Below are 23,433 nucleotides of genomic sequence, written 5' to 3'. Positions count from 1 at the left end.
ATGGACTCGTTGGGCACTTTCCTCCACCGCTTCCCCGAGGCCGCGTCCGATGTGGACGGTCCGCTGAGCGGGGTGCGCGTGGGCGTCAAGGACATCATCGCCGTGGCGGGCGCGCCGAGCACCGCGCAGAGCGCCGTCCACGACCCGGTGTGGTGGGAGGACCGGGACGCGCCGATCATCGCGCGGCTGCGGGCCGCCGGCGCGTCCATCGTGGGCAAGACGAGCATGGCCGAGCACGCGCTGTCCCGGCCCGACCCGGCCGCCGCGTTCCCCGTGCCGCGCAACCCGTGGGACCCGAACCGGTGGACCGGCGGGTCGAGCTGCGGCAGCGCCAACGGCATCCCCGCCGGGCTGTTCGACGCCGGCATCGGCACCGACAGCAACGGCAGCATCCGCATCCCGGCCGCGCTGTGCGGGGTGACCGGGCTGAAGCCGACCCAGGGTCTGCTGCCCGCCCAGGGCATCCGACCGTTGACGCGGTCGATGGAGACCGCCGGCCCGTTGGCCCGCACCGCCCGCGAGTGCGCCCGGCTGCTGGCCGTGATGGCCGACCGGCCGTACGAGGTGTCCCGGACCGCGCTGGACGACCTGGCGGGCGTGCGCGTCGGCGTGCCGTTCGACCTGGTCAAGTACGCCGCCGCGCTGACCGACGACACCGCCGCCGCGTTCGAGGCCGCGCTGGACGAGCTGCGCGCGGCAGGCGCTTCGGTCGTGGACGTGCCGGTCAACGAGGGTTTCCCGCTGGTCGCGGCGCAGCTGGTGACGCTGCTGGTGGAGGCGTTCGAGGTGCACGGGACGCACCTGCGGTCGCGGTGGACCGACTACGGGCGGCCGTTCCGGTGGAACGTGGCACTGGGCGGCGTGCTGAGCGCCGAGACGTACCTGCGGGCGCAGCGCGTGCGCCGGTGGGGTGCCGACGCTCTGCGGTCCCGGTTCGCCGAGGTGGACGTGATCGCCACCCCGACCTGGCCCGCCGGTGCCCCGCGCTACGACGACGCCGCCGGCCTCCAGACGATCTCGTGGCTGCCCAGCGTGTGGAGCGCGGTCGGGTTCCCGGCGATGGCGCTGCCGATGGGCTTCGACGCGGCCGGGATGCCGCTGTCGCTGCAACTGGCCGCCGCGCCCGGCCAGGACTTCGAACTGGCCGCGATCGCCGACGTCTACCAGCGGCGCACCGACTGGCACTCCCGTGCTCTCCCGGTGTTCCCGACCGGGGAGTGGGCTCCCGTCGCCGCCCCCGAGGCCCCCGCCGACACCGTCGACCCCGGCGCCCGCAAGTGGCTGGCCGACGCGTTCGGCGAGCTGGGGCTGCCGGTCGGGGACGCCGACCTGGACCAGATCGCGATGACGTGGTCGAAGGTCAGCGCCCTCACCGCCGTGCTGCCGGAACCGCCCGTGGACGTCGAGCCGTTCCACGCGGACTTCAGGAGGAACCGATGAACGCCGTCCCGGGGCCGGTCGGCCACCCGCTGCTGGGCGTGGTGCCCGCGTTCGTCGCCGACCTGCTGGGCACGCTGGAGCGGACGTTCGCCGAGCACGGTGACCTGGTGGCGTACCGGTTCGGGCCGTCGTGGGCGGGCCGCACGGTGTACGGGGCGTTCCACCCCGACGACGTGGCCCGCGCGATGACCGATCCCGCGGTGTTCGGCCGGGACACGGCCGGGTTCAAGGTGATCCGGGAGAGCATCGGCGACGGCCTGCTGACGCTGGACGGCGAAACCTGGAAGCGCCACCGCAAGCTCGTGCAGCAACTGTTCACGCACCGCCGTGTCATGGGCTACACAGCACTGATGGCGGAGGAGGCGTCCAAGGTCGTCAACGACCCGTCCCTCCGCTCCGGCACGGTGGACCTGCACGACCTGATGCAGCGCTACACCCTCCGCGTGGTCGGCCGCGCCCTGTTCGGCGACGTCATCGACGACATCGTGGAAGAGCTCCAAGACCTGGTCCAGCAGTTGGGCGAAACCTCGACAGCGCGCCGCCTGCAACTGTTCACCCTGCCCCTGTCGCTCCCCACCCCACGCAACAGGACCCTGCGTGACATCCGCCGCCGCTTGTTCGCCATCGCGGACCGCGTCCTGGCCATGCCCTCACGCCCAGACGCCGACGACCTCCTGACCCGCCTGCGCGCCGCCCGTGACGCCGACACCGGTATCGGCCTGTCGGAACAGGAGATCCGTGACGAGGTCCTGGGCTTCCTCCTGGCGGGCCACGAAACCACAGCCGGCGCCCTGACCTTCACCCTGCACGAACTGGGCCGCCGCCCCGACATCCAGTCCGACATCGCCCACGCCGCGGACGACACCCTCGTCCGAGCAACCATCCAAGAGGGCATGCGCCTCTACCCGCCGGCACACAGCACCGAGCGCATTACCTTGGTGGACACCACGATCGCCGGCTACCGGGTCAAGGCGGGCTCGCAAATCCTGATCTCCCCGTGGGTAACCCACCGCCACCCCGAATTCTGGCCGAACCCCACCACCTTCGACCCCACCCGCTTCTTGAGCGGCCCCCCGACTCACCGCTACGCGTACATCCCCTTCGGCGGCGGCGCAAGAGCGTGCATCGGCATGCAGTTCGCCTTGATGGAGTCCACGATCCTCCTCAAGACCCTCCTGCGCTCCTACCGCTTCGACACGACGTCGCAGCCCTTGTCCGTCAGGCCCCTGCTGACCCTGCGCCCGAACGGCCCGGTCCTGGCCACCGCGACAGCCAACGCGCTCCAGCCCGCGTAAGCCTTCTCGCCGAGTGGCCCCGGGAACCCCCGTCCCGGGGCCACCACCTTTTCACGGCCTCAACGCCAACTTCCCCACCGTCCGCCCAGCCTCCAGGGCCGCCAACACCGCCGGCCCTTCAGCCAGGTCGTACACGGTGGGCTCCCCAGGCACGTACACGCCTTCCCGGCGCAACACGTCCAACTCCCGCAGCACGTCGGCGTACACCTCAGGTGCCTCCCGCGCCATCGACCCGATGTGCAGCCCCATCACCTGCACCTGGTGCTTGAACACCAACTCCCAGTTGCTCACCGACGCCACCCCTGCTGCCGCCCCGAACACCACCACCCGCCCGGTAACCCTGCGAGCAGCAGCCAAACTCCCCTCGAACCCCTCGCCCCCGACAGACTCCAACACCAGATCGACGCCTCGCACCCCGCCGACCTCGCCGTACTCGACCACCCGGTCCGCGCCCAACGCCCGCACCACGTCGTGCTTGGCCGCCGAGGCCGCCCCGATCACCGTGGCCCCGTAGTGCTTGGCCATCCGAACCGCGGCTTGCCCCACCCCACCTGCGGCAGCCTGCACCAGGACCGTCTCACCGCTCCGCAGCCGCCCCAACGGCTTGAGGGCCGCCAACGCGGTAGCCCAGTTCAACACCATCCCCAGGCCTTGCTCGGCCCGCCACCCCTCAGGCACCAGCGCCACCCCGTTCGCCGCCATCACGACGAACTCGGCAAACGCCCCACTCCCGGCCCCCACCACCCGCGTCCCCACCAGCCCAGGGTCAACGGACTCGCCCACCTCCACCACGACCCCGGCAGCCTCGAACCCGGCCACATAGGGCGGAACCGGCCCGCCGTCGTACGTCCCCCGAGTCTGCATCACATCGGCGAAGTTGACCCCGGCCGCCTCAACCCGAACCAGGACCTCCCCGTACCCCGCCACCGGAACCGGCACCTCGACCAACGCCAGGTCCCCCGGCCCCCCGAACGACCCCTGCCGCAACGCCCGCATGCTCGTCTCAACACCCATGCCCGGCACGCTAAAACCCTGCCGCAAGCGTGGGGGTCAAGCCGACTGCCGAGCAGCCGCCAGGTAGGCGTCCAACGCGTCCCGATTCCGCTCCAAGCAAGAAATCCGCCGCTCCAACACCTCCCGCTGCCGCTCGACCTGCTCGATCATGTACTCACACGGCACCTCGGGCAGCAACGCGTCAGGCGAGTCCAGATACGGCAACACCTCCCGAATGATCCGAGTGGGCAACCCGCACTCGATCAACCCCCGAACCTGCCGAACCACCTCGACATCCCGCTCGTCAAACCTCCGATACCCATTGGCCCCCCGCCCAGGCCGAACCAACCCCTCCTCCTCGTAGTACCGCACCGCCCGCACACTGACCCCGGCAAGCCGAGCAACCTCCCCAATCCGCACACCTCAAGCTAACCCGCGCCGCACCCCGCCCCCAGGGCGAACGAGCGCCTCGCCGGATCAGAGAACGGACTTCCCGAAGTGCCCCGCAAAGCTGAAGACCTAGAGGCCCCGTGGATTCGTGACGAGCTGGCCGCCTGGCTGGCCAAACTCGGCGACCAGGCGTGGCAGGAGGAGAACTGGACACAGCCACCGGCAGCCGCCGCCGAGTACACCACCCTGGACGACGCCCTGAACTTCTTCGACGACTACGCCGTGCTGGACGACCCACCCGCCCACCTCGGGTGGTTCCTGCTCGCCGAGGAGGAAGCGAAGACGATCGAGAACTTCCGCGACGCCCTCGACCGCGCGATCTCAACGCAGCCGAGGAGCGACGCCGACCTCATCCACTCGGAGGTGTGGGCCCCAGTGGTCGCAGCAGCCCGCCGCGCCCTGGCCGCCCTGGGTAGAAACCGGGATGCGGCCTAGAGCGAGAGCTGCACGAACCTCAAGATGGTCGACCATGCGGCTTGGGGTGGGCCGATCTTGAACCAGATCGGCCACCAGCGGCGTGACCAGCACCAGAGCGCCCCCGGGCAGGATTCGAACCTGCGACCTCGGTATTAGAGATCCACTTCTCCCGTCACCTGCCGGTACCCGCCAGCGCCCGTCATGACCAGGCGTTTCCCGAACCTCGAACGACCATCATGGACGGCGGTTCACGGTCGTTCGCCATCGTTTGAGCTGGGTAAGTCTTGGTTTTGATCTTGACCACGCTGGGAGGGGACGAGAGGGGCGCGCGAACCCGTGGCAGGCCCCGCCTGCCCCTCTCCTGCCACTCAGGTCGCAGAGGCTCCAAGGTCAAGGGCGGCCGAAGACCGTCGCGAAGCGATGCGAAGCACCCTTGAGGTTGGAGGGGCGACCGGACACACTGCGCGCCCCTGTCGTCCCCGTGGGTGACGGCACCTGCTTGAGCGGTTGCCCCATGCTAATCCTTCTGGGTGAGAAGCGGCGCGCGGATGCCGCGATGGCTAACGCCCAGTCGTCGCAAGCGATGGCGTCTACACCACTTTGTCGCAACGCGGCGTTCGTAGGAGGATCGTTCATGAGTAACGAAGCCTTGGGGTCGGCAGAATCGAAGATCAAGCTTTCGGGCCCAGTGGTCAACGCGGCGAACGTCAACGGACTGATCTCGGCCGCGAGCCACAAGGTCAAGGTCCGGGTGGCTACCCCCGTCGTCGTTCGGAAGGGTGTCCGCTGATGGACCTAACGATCTTGCTTGGTGACTCTGCCCAGGTATCACCCGACAACAAGGTGCACGCGCTTGGCCTCGGATGGACTGCTACGAGAACACCACTGCCACCTCATGCCGTGATCATTCTCTTCGACATTCCTTGGAACGAGACCAATCACGTGTTCGTGGCAAAGGTGCGTCTGGTTGATGCTGATGGAAACCCGGTTCATCAACTGACGCCGATGGGTGAACAACCTATCGAGGTCGAAGCGCAGTTCGAGGCAGGGCGGCCGCCTGGACTTCCGCCGGGAACGTCGCTGACGATGCCACTCGCTTTCAACCTCCCTCCGGGGACGCCCGTGAGGCCGGGAAGGTACGAGTGGCGCGTCGAGGTCGACGGAGAAGAGAGGGCGAACTGGCGTAGGGGCTTCCTGGTGGTCGAACAGCAGGCGTCCCCTCGGGTGGCGTAGCCACGTTGTGACTCTGCGGCGGCTGCCGGGGATGCGCGTGCCTCCGGCCGCCGGCGGGCGTGGGTGCCAGAGGCGGGTCCCACGCCCTTGCCGGGCGGCCTGGGCGCAGCGGCACGAGCGGCCCCGGTAGGGGCCGCCTTGATGAAGAAAAGAAACTCTAATCACGGACGCGCCAGCGACGCCCCGGCCGGTCAGCGGATGAGGCGGCTCGTGTAGCCCGCGTTCACCAGGCGCTCGTAGGCGGCTTGGACTTCGGCGGGCACCTCCTGAGGGATGGCGTACCCAGCCTCGGCGAAGACGATCATGCGCTGCGTGTCGCCGACCATCATGCTGACCACGAACTCGGCATCACCGATTCCCGCCACGTACTCGTCCAGCGGTGGCCGGTGAGACGTGCACACGATGTCCAGTTCGGGCCACAGCTTTCGGCAGGTGGCATAGGCGCGACGCTCCTGGTACGGACGTGAGATCAACACCGCCGTGTGAACCCTGTCGCCGCGTTGTTCCAACAGCTTGCGGGTGAGGGTGAAGTTCTCGGCGGTGTTGGTCGCCTCGGTCTCGATGAGGATCGCTTCGTCCGGAACGCCGTGTTCGATCGCGTATTCGCGGTAGTGGACGGCTTCCCCGCGAGGGAACCGCTTGACGGTCGTCGGAGCGTTCGCGCCGGTGAAGACAAGTCGCGGGATCGTCCCCGCCTGGTACAGCTCGACGGCGCGCACAGCTACGCCGATGTCATGGCTCCCCAAGCCAATCGCCAAATCAGCAGGTCGCACCTGCTGCTTCATGTCGTGGTACTCCCACAACGTGAGGGCGTCGGCGTGGTACTCGTTCGGGATCACGGTGGAGGGCACGGAGCAGCCTTTCTCGGCCGTCAGTCGGGCAACGGGAAGCTGTAGGACCACTCGAAGCGCCTCGCTGCGTGGACGCCGTACGCAAACTCGATCGGCACATGGTCCTTCGTGAAGGTCCTCCGCTTGAGGATCATCACCGGCTCACCCGCGGGCAACGCCAGTTTCTCGATCTTCTCGGGCGTCGGCATCCGGGCATAGAGCTCTCCGTCACGTGGTCCGGCTCCAACCCTTGCAAGGTCAGCACTGCGAACCCGCCGCCCAAGGTTGCCGACCCCGGCTGAGGGTCCACGATCGGTGTGCCCTCGACGTGCAGGGAGTAGCTCGTGAGGGTGTGCGTCGTCGCGTAGCATCAACTTCGCCCATTCGTTGACCAGAACGCCGGGCTCAAGGCCAACTTCGGCGGCGATCTCAGCGTCAGTGGACGTGCTCCGCAAGCGGCGGGCACAGGCCACGAGCACGTGGGTGTTCCCGTCATCCTCGGGCTCGCTGCGCGCCCCGGACAACACCCGGAAGAACCTGCGGACCGTGCTCAAGGGCACGGAGTGGGAGGGCCTGCACCCGCACGCCTTCCGGCACCTGGTGGCCACGGTGCTCGACGAGGCCGGTCTCAAGCCACGGCAGGTTGCGGACTACCTCGGCCACGCCCAGCTGAGCATGACCCAGGACGTCTACATGAACCGTGGACTGTTCGGTGAGGCGGCGGCGCGAGCCCTGGAAGGTCTGCGGCCGACCGACTGAAACCACTAGATAAGAGCTGGGCCGATCTTGGTGGAGATCGGCACCCAGCGGTACTACCGGCACCCAAGCGCCCCCGGCAGGATTCGAACCTGCGACCTCGGGATTAGAAGTCCCTCGCTCTCTCCACTGAGCTACGGAGGCTTGAGGGCAGCGACCACGCGCTGTAGCAGGGTAGCTGCCCCACCGGACACATCGTCCGGAAGGCGCGGACCGTTTCGTCCAGGCACCAGAAGAGTGATCAAGACGGCCTAAAAGTGAGGTGGATCACTCCGGTGGGGCTGTCGAGTCGCGCTCCACGAGCGTGACCGGCAGTCTGGACGGCTCTCCTGGTCTCCCTCCGTCCAGGAGGCGCAGGGCCAGTTCGCCGGCTCGCCGACCCTTCTCCGTCAGGAGTTGACGCACAGTAGTCAACGGTGGGTCGGAGTACTGGGCGTACGGGACGTCGTCGAAGCCGACCACCGACACGTCGTCGGGCACGGTCAGGCGCAGCTCCCCTGCGGCTTGAAGGGCGCCGAAGGCCAGTTCGTCCGAAGCGCACAGCAGGGCGGTGGGGCGGGGGGACAGCTTGAGCAGTCCGTGGGCGGCGGTTCGGCCCAGGTCTCGGCGGCTGCCGGGGACCTCGAAGACCGGGGTGTCGGGGCCCGTCACCGACAGGAAGCCGGCCAGGCGGTCACGGGACACGCGGAAGACGGCCGACGAAACGCGAGAAGCCGGCGCGATGCCGGTGAAGCCGTCCGGGTTCAAGCCGAAGGTGATGACGCCGAAGCGGGTGTGGCCGAGGGAACGCAGGTGTGCGGCAGCCATGCGGGCGCCGCCCTCGTCGTCCACCTCTACGCGTGCGGTGTCCGGCAGCACGGGCTGGTCGATGACAACCAGGGGCAGGCCGCGGGTGCGGACGGCGTCCAGGGCGGGCGCGTTGTCGGGCAGCGAGTAGGCGACCACGACATCCGCAGCGGCGCGGGCGACCGTCGAAGGGCGTGGGCCGCCGGTTTCGTTGCCGGGCATCAGGACCAGGCAGTGGTCGTGGCCGTCCACGGTCGAGGCTAGGCCGTCGAGCACGATCGACACCGCCGGGTCGGAGAACGCCGCCGACAGCTGCTGGCCGAGCATGAACCCGACGGCCGCGCTGTGCCGGGTCGCCAGGCTGCGGGCCACCGGGTCGGGGCCGGCGTACCCGATGGACGCCGCCGTCTCCAGGATCCGCTCGCGCAACGCCGCGGACAGCTGGTCCGGCCGGTTGTAGGCGTTGGAGACCGTCGCGCGGGACACCCCCACCGCACTGGCGACGGTGTCGAGCGTCGGCTTCCGGGGACGGTCCACGTGATGAGGTTAACCGGGTAATCGATTGGACGTTCTGAAGCGCTTCAGCCACACTCGAACACGTGTCCCGTGCAGCCGTCTTCGCCGTCTTCCTGTTCAACGGCGCCCTCTTCCTGTCCTGGGCTGCCCGGATGCCCGCGCTCGCGGCCCAGGTCGGCGCGACCGAGGGCACCCTGGGCCTGGCCCTCCTCGGCGCCAGCATCGGCCTCGCCCTCACCGCGCCCTTCGCCGCCCGTGCCTGCGCCCGGCTCGGCGCACGCAAGCTGGTCGTCCTCGGCGTGTCCGTCACGGTCCTGGGCGTGCCCGCCCTCACCCTCGCCGACACCCCGCTCCACCTGGGCCTGAACCTGTTCGTCCTGGGCGCCTCGGGCGCGACCCTCGACGTCGGCATGAACGTCGCCGCGGTCGCCGTCACCCGCGCGCTCGACCGGCCCCTGATGCCCCAGTTCCACGCCGGCTTCAGCATCGGCGGACTGGTCGGCTCGCTGGGCGCCGCCGCCGCCGCGAGTGCCGGCTGGGGCCTGACCCGGCACCTGATCACCGCCGCCGTCATCGGCGCGATCGCGATGGCCGCGCTGATCCGGTACGTCCCCGGCGCGACCGGCGAGACCGCCGAGGCCGGCCAGGACCGCCGACCCGTCCTGCGCCGCCCGGTGCTCTGGCTGCTGGCGGGCATCACCCTGTTCTCCGCCATCGCCGAGGGGGCCGCCTCCGACTGGTCCGCCCTGTTCTTCGTGCAGGAACGCCACACCGACGAGGCCGCCGCCGCTGCCGCCTACGCCGGGTTCTCCGTGGCGATGGCCCTCGCCCGACTGGGCGGCGAACCCGCCCAGCGCCGCCTCGGCCCGTACCGGCTGCTGGCGGGCGGTGCGATCGTCGCCGCGACCGGGCTCGCGCTGGCCGTCACCGTGCCCGTGACCGCCGTCGGGTACGCCGGGTTCGCGCTGGTCGGCCTGGGTCTCGCGTTCTGCTTCCCGGTCGTGATGGACCTCGCCGGCGACGCGGGCAAGCGCTCCGACGGCACCGGCGGGGAACGCGAGATCGGCCTGGTGACGACCGTCGCCTACACGGGCTTCCTGGCCGGTCCGCCGCTGGTCGGCGGCATCGCACAGGCCAGTGACCTGAGCGTGGCGCTCGGCTGCGTGGCGCTGATCATCGCCCTGATCGTGCCCACGGTCCTGGCCGCGCGCAGCGCCCGGACCAGGGAGCTCACGCCGCTGGCAGCCGGTTCACGGCGGCCTTGACCATCGGCTGCACGACCGCGACCATCTGCTCCTCGTTGCCGCCCTTGAGCGACATGGCGACCAGGATGGTCCGCGTCGAATTGACCGCCGTCGCGGTCGTGCACACGGTCGAACTGCCGTCCCGCTCGCACAGCACCCACGACGAGTTGCCGTCCACCACGACCTCGTGACCCTTGGGCTGCCGGCCCTGCACCTCTTCGTACTTCTTGTACAGCGCGGTCACGACGGTCCCGTCCGCCACGGGGAACTGGCACGACTCCGGGATCACGTCGTCCTTGCGCGACGGCTCCCTGGTCAGCCCGCCGAGCGGCTTGACGTCGTCGCCGGTGAGCAGCTTGCACGGGTCCACGCCGGCCACCGACCGCTGCTTGGCGATCTTCGGCGGACCACCGGCAGACCCGGACGCGGTGGTCGACGTCGTGGACGGCGGTGTGAAACCGGCCTCGGGCAGCGCGTCGCCGTTGATGGTGTAGCTGCACCCCGAGAGGAGGAGCACGGACAGGGCCACCAGGAGCAACGTGCGGGTGCTGGTCACGACAGGCAACGGTAGCCGGTGTGATCGCCGCACGTCCGGCGGTTGGTGGTCGCGCCACCGCGACGCCTACGCTCGACCACGTGCCCATCGACGCGCCCACCCGAACGCAGCGCACCGGTCTGATCCCCCTGCTGGTCGTCGGCACGGCCATAGCCGCGCTGGTCGCGGCGGGCCTGGCGACGCTGACCGGCGCGGACCGGGTCGGCCTGCTGGTGGTGCGGGTGCTCACCGAGTCGGCGGCGGCCGTGACGATCGGCTCGCTGCTGCTGGCCGCGTTCCTCGTCCCGCCCCAGGAGAACGGCAACCTGGCCGCGGACGGCTACGCGGCGCTGCGCACGGCGGCCTGGACGGCCCTGCTGTGGACGGTCGGCGCGGTGGCGTCCGTGCCGTTCACCATCGCCGACGCCCTGGGCCAGCCGGTGAGCGCCGTGATCGAGCCGTCCGTGCTGTTCCAGCTGGCCGGGTTCATGGAGCAGGCCAAGGCGTGGATGATCACCGCGGTCGTGGTGGCGGTGCTCGCGCTGGGCTGCCGGCTGGTGCTGTCGTGGGGTTGGACGGTCGCGCTGTTCCTGCTGTCCGTGTTCGCCCTGATGCCCGTGGCGGTGACCGGGCACTCCTCCGGCGGCGGCGCGCACGACGTGGCCACGAACAGCCTGCTCTACCACCTGGTCGCGGCGGCGCTGTGGGTCGGCGGGCTCATCGCGCTGCTCGCGCACGGCCGGCGCGGCGGTGACCACCTCGGGTTGGCGGCGTCCCGGTTCTCCAAGCTCGCGCTGGTGTGCTGGCTGATCATGGCCGCGTCCGGTGTGATCAACGCCAAGGTGCGGCTGCCCTGGAGCGTGCTGTTCACCAGCGAGTACGGGCTGCTGGTGCTGGGCAAGGTGGCCGCGCTGATCGTCCTGGGCGTCTTCGGCTACCTGCACCGCACGAAGAGCGTCAAGGAAGTCCAGAACGGCTCGGGCCGCTCGTTGCTCAAGCTGGCGGGCGTCGAGATCCTGCTCATGTTCCTGACCCTGGGGCTGGCGGGCGCGCTGAGCCGGACGCCTCCGCCGCCGGAGGGCCGCGTGTTCCCCAGCACGGTCGAGATCCGCATCGGCTACGACCTCGCGGGCGCGCCCACGTTCACCCGGTTGCTGTTCGACTGGCGGTTCGACCTGATCTTCGGCGCGGGCGCGATCGCGCTGGCCGTGCTGTACCTGCTGGGCGTGCGGAGGCTGCGCAAGCGCGGTGACGCGTGGCCGGTGGGTCGCACGATCGCGTGGGTCGCGGGCTGCCTGACCGTGCTGCTGGCCACCTCGTCGGGCATCGGCCGGTACTCGCCGGCGATGTTCAGCGTCCACATGGAGAGCCACATGCTGCTCTCCATGCTCGCCCCGATCCTGCTGGTCCTGGGCGGTCCGGTGACGCTGGCGCTGCGTGCCCTGCCGGTGGCGGGCAAGGGCAACCCGCCCGGTCCGCGCGAGTGGGTCCTGGCGCTGGTGCACTCCCCGGTCGCCCGGGTGCTGACCAACCCGTTCGTGGCGCTGGCGTTGTTCGTCGGGTCGTTCTACGGCCTGTACTTCTCCGGCCTGTTCGACTGGGCGCTGGACTTCCACTGGGCGCACCTGCTGATGAACCTGCACTTCATCCTGGTCGGGTACGTCTTCTACTGGCCGGTGATCGGCATCGACCCGGCGCCGAAGCGGCTGCCCCCGCTGGGCCGGCTGGGCCTGCTGTTCGCGTCCATCCCGTTCCACGCGTTCTTCGGCATCGTGCTGATGAGCTCGCAGACCGTGATCGGCGAGAACTTCTACCGCGGGCTGGCGCTGCCGTGGGTGACCTCGCAGTTGGAGGACCAGCGGCTGGGCGGCGGCATCGCGTGGGCGGCGGGCGAAGTTCCCCTGATCGTGGTCATGGTCGCCCTGCTGGTGCAGTGGGCGCGCTCGGACGACCGGGACGCGCGGCGTGCCGACCGCAAGGCCGACGCCGATGGCGACGCGGACCTCGCCGCCTACAACGCGATGCTGCGCAAGCTGTCCGAACGGGAGTGACGCCGGTACTCGCCCGGTGCGACACCGTGTGCCCGTTTGAACGCCTTGGAGAACGCGAACTCGGACGTGTACCCGGTGCGTGCCGCTAGTGCGCCCAAGGGTGCGTCGGTCTCCCTCAAGAGCTTCGCGGCGGTCGCCATGCGCCACCACGTCAGGTAGGCCAACGGCGGCTGGCCGACCACGTCGGTGAACCGCTTGGCGAACGCCGCCCGCGACAACCCGGCCTCACCGCCCAGGGACTCGACCGTCCACGGCGCCTGGGGGCGGTGGTGGATGGCGTGCAGGGCCTTGGTGATGGCCGTGTCGTGCAGCACGGGGGACGGGTGGTCCTCGAACCACGTCCGCAGCACGTACAGCAGAAGCATGTCCACCAGGGCTTTCACGGCCGCGTCGGTGCCCGTGCCGGGCTGGTCGAGCTCGGCGCGCAACAGGTCGATGGCGGCGGCCAGCCGACCCCGCGCGGTCACGTGGACGAAGGTCGGCAGGTCGGCGAGCAGCGGGTGCGGGCGGTCGAGCAGGTAGGCGCCGCACAGCAGCAAGGCCGGACCTGTGCCCGACAGGTCGTAGGACGCTCCGCGCGGCGCGCACACCACGTCACCCGCGTGCAGGGTGATGCGTTCCTCGGCTGTCCGCAGTTCGCACGAACCCTTGATCACCACATGGAACCCGGCGGCCGTGTAGTGCGGCACATGGGTGGCCCACGGGCCGTCTTTGACAGTGCGGCCGGAGTGCGCACGGCCGGTGCGGACCGCGTCGATGACGTCGCTGAGCACGTCCACGATCTCAGGCTAGACGAACGGACATGACCGGCGGATCTTCGGACATGGGGCCGCCGGGCCGGTGTTCCTAGCGTTCATGGCATGACGATCGCTGTGTACGGGGCCAGTGGCCACACCGGGAAGCTCGTGGTGGACCGACTGCGCGGGGAGGACGTGCTGCTGCTGGGCCGCAACGCCGAACGCCTGCGCGGGCTGGGGTCGTTCGAGGTGGTGGGGCTGGACGAGCCGGACCGGTTGGTCGACGTCCTGCGCGGCTGCGACGTGGTGGTGAACTGCGTGGCGCCGTTCGAGCTGCACGGGGAGGCGGTGGTGCGGGCGGCCATCGCGGCGGGCACGCACTACGCCGACCTGGCGGGCGAACAGAGCTACATCGGCCGGATTTTCGACCGCTACGACGAGGCGGCACGGGACGCCGGCGTGACGGTGGTGCCGATGGTCAACGACGGCGGGTTCCCGGTGGACCTGCTGGTGTCGGTGGTCGCCGGACGCCTGGAACGGATCGACGAGATCGTGCTGGCACACCGGTTCACCGGCCCCACAGCGCTGTCCCGGGGGAGTGGTCGGACCGGGCTGGCGAACCTCGACCTGTTCCGCACCGGCGGGCTCGTGCACACCGGCGGCCGGTTCACCGACGCCCCGGTCCGGACGTCGTCCCTGCTCTTCCCGGGTGGCGACGAGCCGTCCCCGGTCGCGAAGTTCGCCCTGCCGGAGATCGCCACCATCCCCCGGCACGTCACCGCCGGGCACGTCGAGGCGGTCGGGGAGGCGGACGTGGTGGCGCTGTTCGCCGCCGTGACGCCCGAGGTCGTGGAGAGCCTGCCCGAGAACCCGGGCCCCGACGGCGGTTTCGTGCTGGTCGCGGACGTGACCGGCGACCAGCGGCTGCGGGGTGTCGTCACCGGGCAGGACACCTACGGCACCGCGGCCGCCGCACTGGCCGAGGCGGCGCGCAGGCTGGCCGCGGGTGCGGCCAAACCCGGCGTGCTCGCCCCGGCCCAGGCGTTCGACCCCGTGGACGTCCTGGACACCCTGGACGTCACCTGGTCGATCTCCTAGAGCGGCTTGCGGAAGCCCCGCACCGCGAACGCCCAGCCGACGACCGCGAGCGCCGCGCTGGTCACCAGCGCACCCACCACACCGGTCACCGGGTGCGCCAGGGCCAGCGCGCGGGCCGCGTCCACGGCGTGGGTCAGCGGGTTGACGTTCGCCACCGCCTGCAACCAGCCGGGCAGGCCCGACACCGGCACGTACGCGCTGGACGCGAACATCAGCGGGAACATCGCCAGGAAGCCCACGGTCTGCATCAACTCGGCGTTGCGCAGCCAGGTCGCGATGGCCAGGAACACCCAGCCCAGCCCCCAGCCCACGGCCAGCGACAACCCCAGCGCGGCCAGCACGCCCAGCACACCGCCGGCGGGGGAGAAGCCGAAGATGGTCACCGCGAACAGCAGCATCAGCACCAGTTGCGCGCCCGTGCGGACCAGGTCGGACAGGCTGCGGGCGACCAGTACCGAGCCCATCCGGATCGGCAGCGACCGGAACCGGGCCAGCACGCCGTTCTTCATGTCGGTGACCAGGCCGACGCCTGCCTGGAGCGCCGCCTGCATCGCGGTGTTCACCAGGATCGCGGGCATCAGGAAGTCGATGTAGGCGACGCCGGACGGGAAGCCGGGCGTGTTCGCGATGCTGGCGAAGATCTGGCTGAACAGCGTCAGCATGACCAGCGGCTGCAAGACGCTGAACACGATCATCCGCGGGTCGCTGACCAGCGTGCGCAGCGACCGCTGGGTCAGCACCAGCACCTGGGTGCCGAAGTCCGTGCCACGCCAGCGCGTGGCCGTGAGGGTGGTCATGGGTCGCTCCTATGCGGCGTGCGCGGCGAGGGTCAGGTAGACGTCGTCGAGGGTGGGTTCGCCCAGGGCCAGTTCGGTGGCCTCCAGACCCACCTCGTCCAGCGCGCGGACCACCACGGCCAGCTCGCGGGACGACGTCACGGGGGCGGTGAGCGTGTTGAGCGCGGGCACCGGCTGCATCCCGGCGCGTTCCAGGGCTTCCTGCGCCTTGGGCACGTCCGAGACGTCGGCGAGCGTGACGGTGACCGTGCGCTGGCCGACCTGGGCCTTCAGCTCGGCGCTGGTGCCCGCGGCGACGACCTTGCCCTGGGCCAGCACGGTGATCCGGTCGGCCAGGCGGTCGGCCTCGTCCAGGTACTGCGTGGTCAGCAGGACGGTCGTGCCGTCGGTGACCAGGCGTTCCACGATCTCCCACAGCCCCAGGCGGCTGGCCGGGTCCAGGCCGGTGGTCGGCTCGTCCAGGAAGATCACCTCGGGGTGGCCGACGAGGCTCGCCGCCAGGTCCAGCCGGCGCCGCATGCCGCCCGAGTAGGTGCGGGAGGGGCGCTTGGCCGCGTCGGTGAGGTCGAACAGCTCCAGCAGCTCGGTGGCGCGCTTGCGGGCCTCCTTGGTCGACGCGCCCAGCAGGCGGGCGATGAGGACCAGGTTGTCCAGGCCGGACAGGCCTTCGTCCACCGAGGCGAACTGGCCGGTGAGCCCGATCCGGCTGCGGACCTGGTGGGCCTGGCGGACCACGTCGAACCCGGCCACCTTCGCGGTGCCCGCGTCCGGCGGGAGCATGGTGGTCAGGACGTTGACCAGGGTTGTCTTGCCGGCGCCGTTGTGGCCGAGCAGGCCCAGGACGGTGCCCTTCGGGACGGCGACGCTCACCCCGTCCAGTGCCTTGTGCGCGCCGAACGCCTTGCCGACGTCCGTCGCCTCGATCATCAGGTCGTTCACCTGTCCCCCTTCAGTGCTCCGTGCAGGAAAAGTTCGACGAGCTGGTCGGTGTCGGCGGCCGAGTCGCCGAACCCCGCGCCTTGCATGCGGTTGGTGAACACGAGGCCGAGCAGGAGGCGGGCCGCGAGTTCGGGGTCCACGCGCAGGTGCTCGGCGTCCGGGCCGAACAGCCGCGCCACGCCCTCGGAGATGCGCTGCATCTCCACCGGCGGTCCCTGCTGCTTCTCGTGGTCGGGGCGGTAGCCGGAGTCGCGCAGGACGCTCATCAGCTTCCACATCCGGTCGAGGTAGCCGGAGACCGCGCTGATCGCCCAGGAGAGCCGGTCGGCGAGGGTCTCGGCCTGACGGGCGTCCTCCAGCAGCTCCAGCTCGGCGTCCACGGCGAGGACCGACTTCACGCAGGTGGCGATCAGTTCCTGCTTGTCCTTGAACGCCCGGAAGACCGTGCCCTCCGCGATGCCCGCGGCCTTGGCGATCTGGCTGGTCGTGACGTTCGCGCCGTGGTCGAACAGCAGCGGCAACGTGGCCGCGACGATCGCCTCTCGCCGGTCCTCGGGGCTCATCGCGGGGGCGCGCTTCCGCTTCTGCGTCGTGTCCTCGGGCATGGGACCACTGTATGAGTGAGTCCTCACTCATGTCAACGAGTGAGGACTCACTCATTCGCGCTCTGGTGCTAGGCAGCTGCTCGTGGCGGTGAGTTGTCCACAGGCCCCGAGTTGTCCACAGATCGCGAACTCGTGCTTTCGCTCCCGCCCCGACCTGCGGAACCTGGACGCACGGAGATCAACCCGTGATCAACCTGAGGAGGAAGTCATGGCCTACAACGAGACCCGCGTCACGATCACCGGCGTGGTGGCCAGCGAGGTGACCCGCACGGTGGTCGGCACCGGCTACAGCCGCGCCAACTTCCGCATGCTGACGCGTGAGCGCTGGTGGGACGTCGATCGGGAGGCGTGGATCGAGGGCGGCCACATGTTCCTGTCGGTCACGTGCTGGCGGAACCTGGCGGACAACGTCAAGGCGTCACTGGCCAACCGCGACCCGGTGTTCGTGGCGGGCAAGCTGACGATCAAGGAGTTGCCCGACAGCGGCAAGTACCGCCAGTTCATCGACATCGAGGCCTACGCCGTGGGCCCCGACCTGACGAGCTGCAGAGTCGCGATCACCAGACCACCCGACACCTCACCACCCCCACCCGCCGGCCACAAGCCCGCCCCCAACCCACCCAAGCCCGCCGCCACCACACCCGACCCCGCCGCCACCACACCCGACCCCGCCGCCACCGCCCCCGACCCCGCCGCTCCCGACCCCGCCGCTCCCGGCCCGGCCGAGCCCGCCGCCACCACACCCGACCCGCCGAAGCCCGCCATCGCCGCACCGCGCAAGGAAGGGGAGACCGCCCCCACTCGCCGCAAACCCCGCGCCACCCCCACCCCGCCCGCCGCCTCATCCCCCACCCCGTCCGCCGCTCCCACACGTCCCGCCGCCCTCACACCTCCCACCCGCGACCTGGGCCTGGAACTCGGGGAGGTGGACAAGGTGCCGTTCTGAGCCCCGGTGTCCCAGTAGGTGGACAACGCCCGCGAAAAGGCCGCGTGTGGAGCAGTCGACGCCCGGTGCGCGGTGACGCTCGGCAGCGGCGCGGCGCAACCGAAGTCGTGGCCTGAGCCGTTCGGGGCATGAACGCCCGATCCGGGTCGGAGCGCGGGTCGAGGGCGCACAATGCCGGTCGAAGCGTCGCCGTCACCGAGCATCGAGGAGGGAGGTCGTGGGGTCGGCGTGGCATCGGCGGGTCCCGTGCAGGCATGAGGGCTTGACACCGCACCGAGTTCGCGCATCAGGCCGGATCCGCTGGTCACAGCGCCGTACCTGAGTGGCTACCGCACGCTGTTACAGGTGTGGGTGACCCACGTTCGCGTTAACTCTGCGTTGTCGCGACCTTCGTTGCCGGCGTCCGAGGTACTTGCCCGATCGGCACCGCTCTACGATCGCGGGCATGGCCGAGTTCATCTACACCATGAAGAAGGTGCGCAAGGCGCACGGGGACAAGGTCATCCTCGATGACGTCACCATCATGTTCTACCCCGGTGCGAAGATCGGCGTGGTCGGCCCGAACGGCGCCGGCAAGTCGAGCGTGCTGAAGATCATGGCCGGCCTGGACACACCGGGCAACGGCGAGGCGTACCTCTCGCCGGGCTACACGGTGGGCATCCTCCAGCAGGAGCCGCCGCTCAACGAGGAGAAGACCGTGCTCGGCAACGTCCAGGAGGGCCTGGGCGAGATCAAGGTGAAGCTCGACCGCTTCAACGAGATCGCCGAGAAGATGGCCGTCGACTACTCCGACGAGCTGATGGAGGAGATGGGCGCGCTCCAGGAGGAGCTCGACCACGCCAACGCGTGGGACCTCGACTCCCAGCTGGAGCAGGCGATGGACGCCCTGCGCTGCCCGCCGCCCGACGCCGACGTCAAGACGCTCTCCGGTGGTGAGCGCCGCCGCGTCGCCCTGTGCAAGCTGCTGCTGAGCAAGCCCGACCTGCTGCTGCTCGACGAGCCCACCAACCACCTGGACGCGGAGAGCGTCCTGTGGCTGGAGCAGCACCTCGCCCAGTACCCGGGCGCGGTCCTGGCCGTCACCCACGACCGGTACTTCCTGGACAACCTGGCCGAGTGGATCCTCGAGCTCGACCGGGGCAAGGCGCACCCGTACGAGGGCAACTACTCCACCTACCTGGAGAAGAAGGCCGAGCGCTTGGCCGTCCAGGGCAAGAAGGACCAGAAGCTGCAGAAGCGGCTCAAGGACGAGCTGGAGTGGGTGCGGTCCGGCGCCAAGGCGCGCCAGGCCAAGTCCAAGGCCCGTCTCGGCCGCTACGAGGAGATGGCCGCCGAGGCCGAGAAGACCCGCAAGCTCGACTTCGAGGAGATCCAGATCCCGCCGGGCCCGCGCCTGGGCAACGTCGTGGTCGAGGTCGACAAGCTGAAGAAGGGCTTCGGCGACCGGGTGCTGATCGACGGCCTGTCGTTCAGCCTGCCGCGCAACGGCATCGTCGGCGTGATCGGTCCCAACGGCGTGGGCAAGACGACGCTGTTCAAGACCATCGTCGGGCTGGAGAAGGCCGACGCGGGCACGGTGAAGATCGGCGAGACGGTCAAGCTGTCCTACGTCGACCAGAACCGCGCCGGCATCGACCCGAAGAAGAACGTGTGGGAGGTCGTCTCCGGCGGCCTGGACTACATCCACGTCGGCAACGTCGAGATGCCGTCGCGGGCCTACGTCAGCGCGTTCGGCTTCAAGGGCCCCGACCAGCAGAAGCCGGCGGGCGTGCTGTCCGGCGGTGAGCGCAACCGGCTCAACCTGGCGCTCACCCTCAAGCAGGGCGGCAACCTGATCCTGCTGGACGAGCCGACGAACGACCTGGACGTGGAGACCCTCGGGTCGCTGGAGAACGCGCTGGAGCAGTTCCCCGGCTGCGCCGTGGTCATCTCCCACGACCGCTGGTTCCTCGACCGCGTCGCCACGCACATCCTGGCGTGGGAGGGCACGGACGAGAACCCGTCCCAGTGGTACTGGTTCGAGGGCAACTTCGAGGGCTACGAGAAGAACAAGGTGGAGCGCCTGGGCGCGGAGGCGGCTCGTCCGCACCGCGTCACCTACCGCAAGCTCACACGGGACTGAGCCGAGGCGAGGACGACATCGTGGCGGCGAGGGGCGAGGCGCAGGCGGACGTCGAGGTGAGCACGCTGGTCGTGCCCGCCTGGCGGCTGCGTTGGCGGGCACCGGAGCTGGCTCTGGTGCTGGGCGAGCGCGCGGTGGCGCTCGCCTCCGCCCGCCGCGACGAGGTCGACCGGTTGCGCGCGGAGTCGTTGGTGGTCTTCGCGAGCAACCGGGTGGGTCGGGGCGTCAAGGTCGCCGACCGGGCGCTGGACGCCCTCAAGGCGGCCGAAGCGGAGTCCGAGCACGAGACGGCGTGGCGGCTGCGGGTGGAGCTGGCCGACATCGCCCGCGCGGTCGGTGCCCCGCTGACCGGGTTCGCGGCCGTCCGGCCGGTGCTGGAGGCGGAGGGCGTCCCGGACGCCCTGCGCGCTTCGGCGCTGGTGCAGGCGAGCGAGTGCCTGGTGTCGGTGGGGCGGGGTTCGGCGCTGACCCAGGCGCTGGAGGAGGCCGACCAGCTCTACACCTCCGACCCGGTGCTCGACCACGACACCGCGTTGCTGCTGCGCGGCACCCTGCGCGCGGCGGCGGCGGGCCAGCACCGCCGCTGGGGCGACCTGGACGCGGCGATCGCGGCGGCCCGCGAGGGTGTCGAACTGCTCGACCAGCTGACCGACCCCGAGTCCGACAGCGGTCAGGTCCGCGGCGGCCTGGTCGTGGAACTGGTCTGCGCCCTGATGGACGCGGACAAGCACGCCGAGGCGTCCGAGACCGGGACCCCGTTCCTGGAACGCCCGGTGCGCGCGCCGTCCGCGACCGCCGCCGGCTGGCTCCGGCTCGCACTGGCGACCCGCGTCCACCTGCCCGCGGGCCGGGTCGACCAGTCCCGCGACCTGCTGCGCGAGGCCGCCGACAGCGCCGAACGCCACCAGTTGGACACCCTGCTGGCCGAGAGCCTGCTGGCCCTGGCCCACGTGCACGAGGTGTCCGGCGACCTGACCGAGGCACTGGCGGACCTCCGCTCCGCGCACGCGGCGGAACGCAGGCGAGCCCGGTCCGTCTACGCGGTCCGCGCCCGGCTGGCCGCCGAGTTCTCCGGCGTGCACCGCCAGCCGTCCGGCCTGCACGACCAGCTGGCGGCCCTCCTGCGCGAGGGCACCCCGCTGCGCGGCCAGCCGGAAGCAGGCCTCACGCCCGAGGTGAAGCAGCAGCTGCGGCAGTGGCGGCCGGTCCAGGTCCACCGCACCGAGGGCCTGCGGGTCAAGCGAGCCCGCCGAGCAGCCGAAGACATGACGGTGGAAGGCATCTCCGCCGCAAGGGCCCACGCCGCCGACCGCTGGCGCCTGGTCCAGCCCTTCGGCGACCCGTCGGAGTCCCAGTCCCCGCAAGCACAGTCCCCCGACTCCTCGGCACCCGTGTCCCCGGCGCCCCAGTCGCCGGGAGGCCGCCGCCGAGCCCCGGAACCCGCAACGCCCCCGAACCCCCTCACGACGACAGACGCCGTCACGACGACCCCGGAAACCACCCAGGGCCGCCCGCGTCCCCGCGGGGGCACGTACCTGGAACAGGCCTTCGCCCACCACGAACGGCCCACCCCGCCTCTTTTCCCGCCCCTGCCGCCGGCCCTGCAACCACAGCCGCCGGCAGCCCCCACCAACGCTGCACCCCCACCCGCCGCTCACCCCACGGCTCCCCAGCCAGAGCAGGCGACCACGCCCTCCGAGACCGCCCCCCAGTTCCCACCCCCGGAACCACCGCCGGCAGCGGCACCCCCTTTCCCGGGAACCTCCTTCCCGGCGACCCCTTTCGCCTCGACCCCGATCACGTCCACCACCTTCACCGAAACCGACCCCCTGTTCCCACCCCCAGCCCCCACCCCATCAGCCCAGCCACAGACTCCGGCCGCCCAGCAGGCCCCGGCGGCCCCACCGGCCCCACCCGCCCCACTGCCTTCGGCCCCGCCGGCTCCGACGCAGCACACGCCGCAGCTCACCCAGCCGACACCGCCCGCCGAGCCGATGCCGCCCGCTGACCTGACGCCGCCCGCCGAGCCGACGCTGTCTGCCCAGCTGACCCCGCCCGCTGAGCCGACGCCGACTGCCCAGCCGACGCCGCCCGCCGACCTGACGCTGCCTGCCGAGCTGGCGCCGCCCGCCGGGCAGATGCCGCCGCCTGCCGAGCCGACGCCGCCCGCCAACCTGACGCCGCCCGCCGGGCAGATGCCGCCGGACGAGCCGATGCCGCCGGTGCCCTCCGTCTTCGCGCCGCCGTCGGTGCCGTCCGCATCCGCGCCGCAGTCGGTGCCTGTGACGTCATCAACGCAGGCCGATGCCGGTGCTGGTGCCGATGCCGGTGCTGCGCGTGCCGAGGCGGGGGCTGAAGCGGGCGCTGCCGGGGCGGGGGAGCGGAGTGTGCCGGCTGCCGGGCTCATCGCTGCTGCCGGTGCGGTGCGGAGTGGGCGGCGGCGGGCGGCTCGGGAGGCTGCTGAAGGGGAGGGGCAGGCGCAGGGAGAGCAGGCTGTCGTTCCGCAAGGGTCGGATGGCGGCAGCGTGTTGGAGACCTTGAAGGCCGCCGGGTTGCTGGACTCCCAGCGTGCCGGTGGTCGGCGGCGTGCGCCCGAGGTCGAGGACGCTGCCCCCGCCGACAACGACGACGTCCAGTGGCGGGTCGAGGCACCCCAGCGGTTGCGGGAGCAGACTGGCGGCGACGTGGACATGTTCGACTCGCCCGCCATGGTCAAGCCCTCCGAACGGGACGAGGACCTCCCGCCGCTCGGGCTCGGGGCCGCCTTCATCAAGGGGCCGGTCATCCCAACGGCGAGGGTGCCGGAGTCGTTCCCCGAGTCGCCCGAGCCACCCCTGCTACCGGAACGGCGGGAGTCGCCGGGGATCGGTGCGCCCTCGGGGTTCCTCGGGTTCGGCGATGTCGAGCGGGACGACCCGGCACCGGAACCGACACCGCAACCGACACCAGAACCGGCACCAGAACCGGCACCGGAACCGGAGGCTGCACCTGTCACGCCCCCGCCGACGACTTCCGCTGAACCAGCGTCCGCCGGTGAAACGCCGCTGGTCGCCGAGCCGGTGTCGCCCGTCGAGCCGGTGTCGCCCGTCGAACCGGCCTCGGCTGTCGAGCCGGTGCCGATCGAGCCCGCCGTGCCGGATGCGGTGGAGCCTGAGGCGAGCGGGGAGTCGGAGGGCGCGGGTTCGGAGGACGGTGGGGAGCCGTTCGTGCGGACGGTGGTCGTCGGGGGGCGGACGGTCGAGCTCGGGGACGGGTCGCCCAGTGCCACGCGGGCCTCGCGGCGGCCGAAGAGCGATCTCAGCCTGGCCGAGCTGCTCGCCGAGGCCCTGGTCGCCTACGAAGCCGGTCGGCGTGAGGACGAAGCCGCCCAAGCGCAGCAGCAGGAGCACCAGGAGTACCGGGAGTACGAGGAGCAACCGCACCGCTACCAGGCTGACGCGGACAGCGCCGAGAGCACAGTGCCGATCACCCCGATCACCCCGATCACCCCGGTCGGCCACTCGGTCGGCGCGTCGGTCGCACCGCCGGCGTCGGACGCCGAGACCACGACACCCATCGAACGGGTCGCCTTCGAACCGCCCCGCTGGACGCTGCCCGAAAGCTGACGAAAAGCATTTGAGGTTTAATTGAGGTTTCCCACGGG

General features: G+C 70.8%; 22 protein-coding genes, 1 tRNA gene and 1 pseudogene. 12 read left to right on the top strand and 12 right to left on the bottom strand.

Going from position 1 to position 23,433, the window contains the following annotated elements; translation table 11 throughout:
- Together DFJ66_RS16865 and DFJ66_RS16860 are read left to right on the top strand one after the other, a co-directional pair.
- Complete coding sequence (locus tag DFJ66_RS16865; protein WP_121222358.1) at positions 1-1,440, top strand: amidase; 1,440 nt, start codon at positions 1-3, stop codon at positions 1,438-1,440.
- Positions 1,437-2,735, top strand: coding sequence for a cytochrome P450 (locus DFJ66_RS16860; RefSeq protein ID WP_121222357.1), 1,299 nt, complete (start codon positions 1,437-1,439; stop codon positions 2,733-2,735). Before DFJ66_RS16865 ends, DFJ66_RS16860 begins: the two co-directional genes overlap by 4 nt.
- Before the next feature lie 51 nt (positions 2,736-2,786).
- On the opposite strand, the gene DFJ66_RS16855 is transcribed toward DFJ66_RS16860, so the two are convergent.
- From DFJ66_RS16855 to DFJ66_RS45300, 3 genes and pseudogenes are all read right to left on the bottom strand, one after another.
- Positions 2,787-3,749, bottom strand: a complete 963-nt coding sequence (locus tag DFJ66_RS16855; RefSeq protein ID WP_121222356.1) for a zinc-binding dehydrogenase — start codon at positions 3,747-3,749, stop codon at positions 2,787-2,789.
- 36 nt (positions 3,750-3,785) lie between these two features.
- A complete protein-coding gene (locus DFJ66_RS45305; protein ID WP_342777031.1) occupies positions 3,786-3,956 on the bottom strand; it encodes a hypothetical protein in 171 nt (56 codons plus the stop codon).
- Positions 3,957-4,148, bottom strand: a pseudogene (locus DFJ66_RS45300) (MerR family transcriptional regulator); the annotation flags it as partial.
- Positions 4,149-4,226: 78 nt separating this feature from the next.
- Between DFJ66_RS45300 and DFJ66_RS16845 the strand changes: the two are divergent.
- From DFJ66_RS16845 to DFJ66_RS16840, 3 genes are all read left to right on the top strand, one after another.
- Positions 4,227-4,613, top strand: coding sequence for an SCO4402 family protein (locus DFJ66_RS16845; RefSeq protein WP_121222354.1), 387 nt, complete (start codon positions 4,227-4,229; stop codon positions 4,611-4,613).
- A 616-nt stretch (positions 4,614-5,229) separates the two neighbouring features.
- Complete coding sequence (locus DFJ66_RS42785; protein ID WP_170199456.1) at positions 5,230-5,385, top strand: hypothetical protein; 156 nt, start codon at positions 5,230-5,232, stop codon at positions 5,383-5,385.
- A complete protein-coding gene (locus DFJ66_RS16840) occupies positions 5,385-5,828 on the top strand; it encodes a DUF6941 family protein (protein WP_121222353.1) in 444 nt (147 codons plus the stop codon). Before DFJ66_RS42785 ends, DFJ66_RS16840 begins: the two co-directional genes overlap by 1 nt.
- Before the next feature lie 191 nt (positions 5,829-6,019).
- On the opposite strand, the gene DFJ66_RS16835 is transcribed toward DFJ66_RS16840, so the two are convergent.
- The gene (locus DFJ66_RS16835; RefSeq protein WP_121231294.1) at positions 6,020-6,613 is read right to left on the bottom strand and encodes a YdcF family protein; all 594 of its coding nucleotides are present in this window, start codon (positions 6,611-6,613) and stop codon (positions 6,020-6,022) included.
- 86 nt (positions 6,614-6,699) lie between these two features.
- Positions 6,700-6,867, bottom strand: a complete 168-nt coding sequence (locus tag DFJ66_RS44275; protein WP_246029787.1) for a UTRA domain-containing protein — start codon at positions 6,865-6,867, stop codon at positions 6,700-6,702.
- A gap of 235 nt (positions 6,868-7,102) precedes the next feature.
- On the opposite strand from DFJ66_RS44275, the gene DFJ66_RS16825 reads away from it, so the two are divergent.
- The gene (locus tag DFJ66_RS16825) at positions 7,103-7,417 is read left to right on the top strand and encodes a tyrosine-type recombinase/integrase (RefSeq protein ID WP_246029786.1); all 315 of its coding nucleotides are present in this window, start codon (positions 7,103-7,105) and stop codon (positions 7,415-7,417) included.
- A gap of 68 nt (positions 7,418-7,485) precedes the next feature.
- Here the strand turns inward: DFJ66_RS16825 and DFJ66_RS16820 are convergent.
- Both DFJ66_RS16820 and DFJ66_RS16815 read right to left on the bottom strand, forming a co-directional pair.
- Positions 7,486-7,558: transfer RNA gene (locus DFJ66_RS16820), tRNA-Arg, on the bottom strand.
- A gap of 123 nt (positions 7,559-7,681) precedes the next feature.
- Entirely contained in the window at positions 7,682-8,737 is a 1,056-nt protein-coding gene (locus DFJ66_RS16815) for a LacI family DNA-binding transcriptional regulator (RefSeq protein WP_121222351.1), read from the bottom strand.
- Positions 8,738-8,799: 62 nt separating this feature from the next.
- On the opposite strand from DFJ66_RS16815, the gene DFJ66_RS16810 reads away from it, so the two are divergent.
- Positions 8,800-9,981, top strand: coding sequence for an MFS transporter (locus DFJ66_RS16810; RefSeq protein ID WP_246029785.1), 1,182 nt, complete (start codon positions 8,800-8,802; stop codon positions 9,979-9,981).
- Here the strand turns inward: DFJ66_RS16810 and DFJ66_RS16805 are convergent.
- Positions 9,947-10,516, bottom strand: a complete 570-nt coding sequence (locus DFJ66_RS16805; RefSeq protein WP_170199454.1) for a DUF3558 family protein — start codon at positions 10,514-10,516, stop codon at positions 9,947-9,949. The genes DFJ66_RS16810 and DFJ66_RS16805 overlap by 35 nt on opposite strands.
- Before the next feature lie 80 nt (positions 10,517-10,596).
- Between DFJ66_RS16805 and DFJ66_RS16800 the strand changes: the two genes are divergently transcribed.
- The gene (locus tag DFJ66_RS16800; protein ID WP_246029784.1) at positions 10,597-12,546 is read left to right on the top strand and encodes a bifunctional copper resistance protein CopD/cytochrome c oxidase assembly protein; all 1,950 of its coding nucleotides are present in this window, start codon (positions 10,597-10,599) and stop codon (positions 12,544-12,546) included.
- On the opposite strand, the gene DFJ66_RS16795 is transcribed toward DFJ66_RS16800, so the two are convergent.
- Entirely contained in the window at positions 12,507-13,325 is an 819-nt protein-coding gene (locus tag DFJ66_RS16795; RefSeq protein ID WP_121222349.1) for an AraC family transcriptional regulator, read from the bottom strand. The two genes, DFJ66_RS16800 and DFJ66_RS16795, sit on opposite strands and share 40 nt — an antisense overlap.
- An 81-nt stretch (positions 13,326-13,406) precedes the next feature.
- On the opposite strand from DFJ66_RS16795, the gene DFJ66_RS16790 reads away from it, so the two are divergent.
- A complete protein-coding gene (locus tag DFJ66_RS16790) occupies positions 13,407-14,381 on the top strand; it encodes a saccharopine dehydrogenase NADP-binding domain-containing protein (protein ID WP_121222348.1) in 975 nt (324 codons plus the stop codon).
- On the opposite strand, the gene DFJ66_RS16785 is transcribed toward DFJ66_RS16790, so the two are convergent.
- From DFJ66_RS16785 to DFJ66_RS16775, 3 genes are read right to left on the bottom strand one after another with little or no spacing between them, the layout of a single operon-like run.
- Complete coding sequence (locus DFJ66_RS16785) at positions 14,378-15,178, bottom strand: ABC transporter permease (protein WP_121222347.1); 801 nt, start codon at positions 15,176-15,178, stop codon at positions 14,378-14,380. The genes DFJ66_RS16790 and DFJ66_RS16785 overlap by 4 nt on opposite strands.
- A 9-nt stretch (positions 15,179-15,187) precedes the next feature.
- Complete coding sequence (locus tag DFJ66_RS16780; protein WP_121222346.1) at positions 15,188-16,117, bottom strand: ATP-binding cassette domain-containing protein; 930 nt, start codon at positions 16,115-16,117, stop codon at positions 15,188-15,190.
- The gene (locus tag DFJ66_RS16775) at positions 16,114-16,722 is read right to left on the bottom strand and encodes a TetR/AcrR family transcriptional regulator (RefSeq protein WP_121222345.1); all 609 of its coding nucleotides are present in this window, start codon (positions 16,720-16,722) and stop codon (positions 16,114-16,116) included. The genes DFJ66_RS16780 and DFJ66_RS16775 overlap by 4 nt, the downstream gene beginning before the upstream one ends.
- A 208-nt stretch (positions 16,723-16,930) precedes the next feature.
- On the opposite strand from DFJ66_RS16775, the gene DFJ66_RS45010 reads away from it, so the two are divergent.
- The 3 genes from DFJ66_RS45010 to DFJ66_RS16755 all read left to right on the top strand — a co-directional run bounded on the left by DFJ66_RS45010 (position 16,931) and on the right by DFJ66_RS16755 (position 23,395).
- Positions 16,931-17,668, top strand: a complete 738-nt coding sequence (locus DFJ66_RS45010) for a single-stranded DNA-binding protein (protein WP_170199453.1) — start codon at positions 16,931-16,933, stop codon at positions 17,666-17,668.
- A 445-nt stretch (positions 17,669-18,113) separates the two neighbouring features.
- Positions 18,114-19,790: an energy-dependent translational throttle protein EttA gene (gene ettA / locus DFJ66_RS16760; protein WP_121222344.1), complete on the top strand. Its 1,677-nt coding sequence runs from the start codon at positions 18,114-18,116 to the stop codon at positions 19,788-19,790.
- Between the two features lie 20 nt (positions 19,791-19,810).
- A complete protein-coding gene (locus tag DFJ66_RS16755; protein ID WP_121222343.1) occupies positions 19,811-23,395 on the top strand; it encodes an ATP-binding protein in 3,585 nt (1,194 codons plus the stop codon).
- Positions 23,396-23,433 lie beyond the last annotated feature (38 nt).

This window comes from Saccharothrix variisporea (genome assembly GCF_003634995.1).
GTDB classification, from domain to species: domain Bacteria; phylum Actinomycetota; class Actinomycetes; order Mycobacteriales; family Pseudonocardiaceae; genus Actinosynnema; species Actinosynnema variisporeum.
Note: the sequence above shows the minus strand (reverse complement) of the source record. Positions and strands in the feature narration are given on the sequence as shown.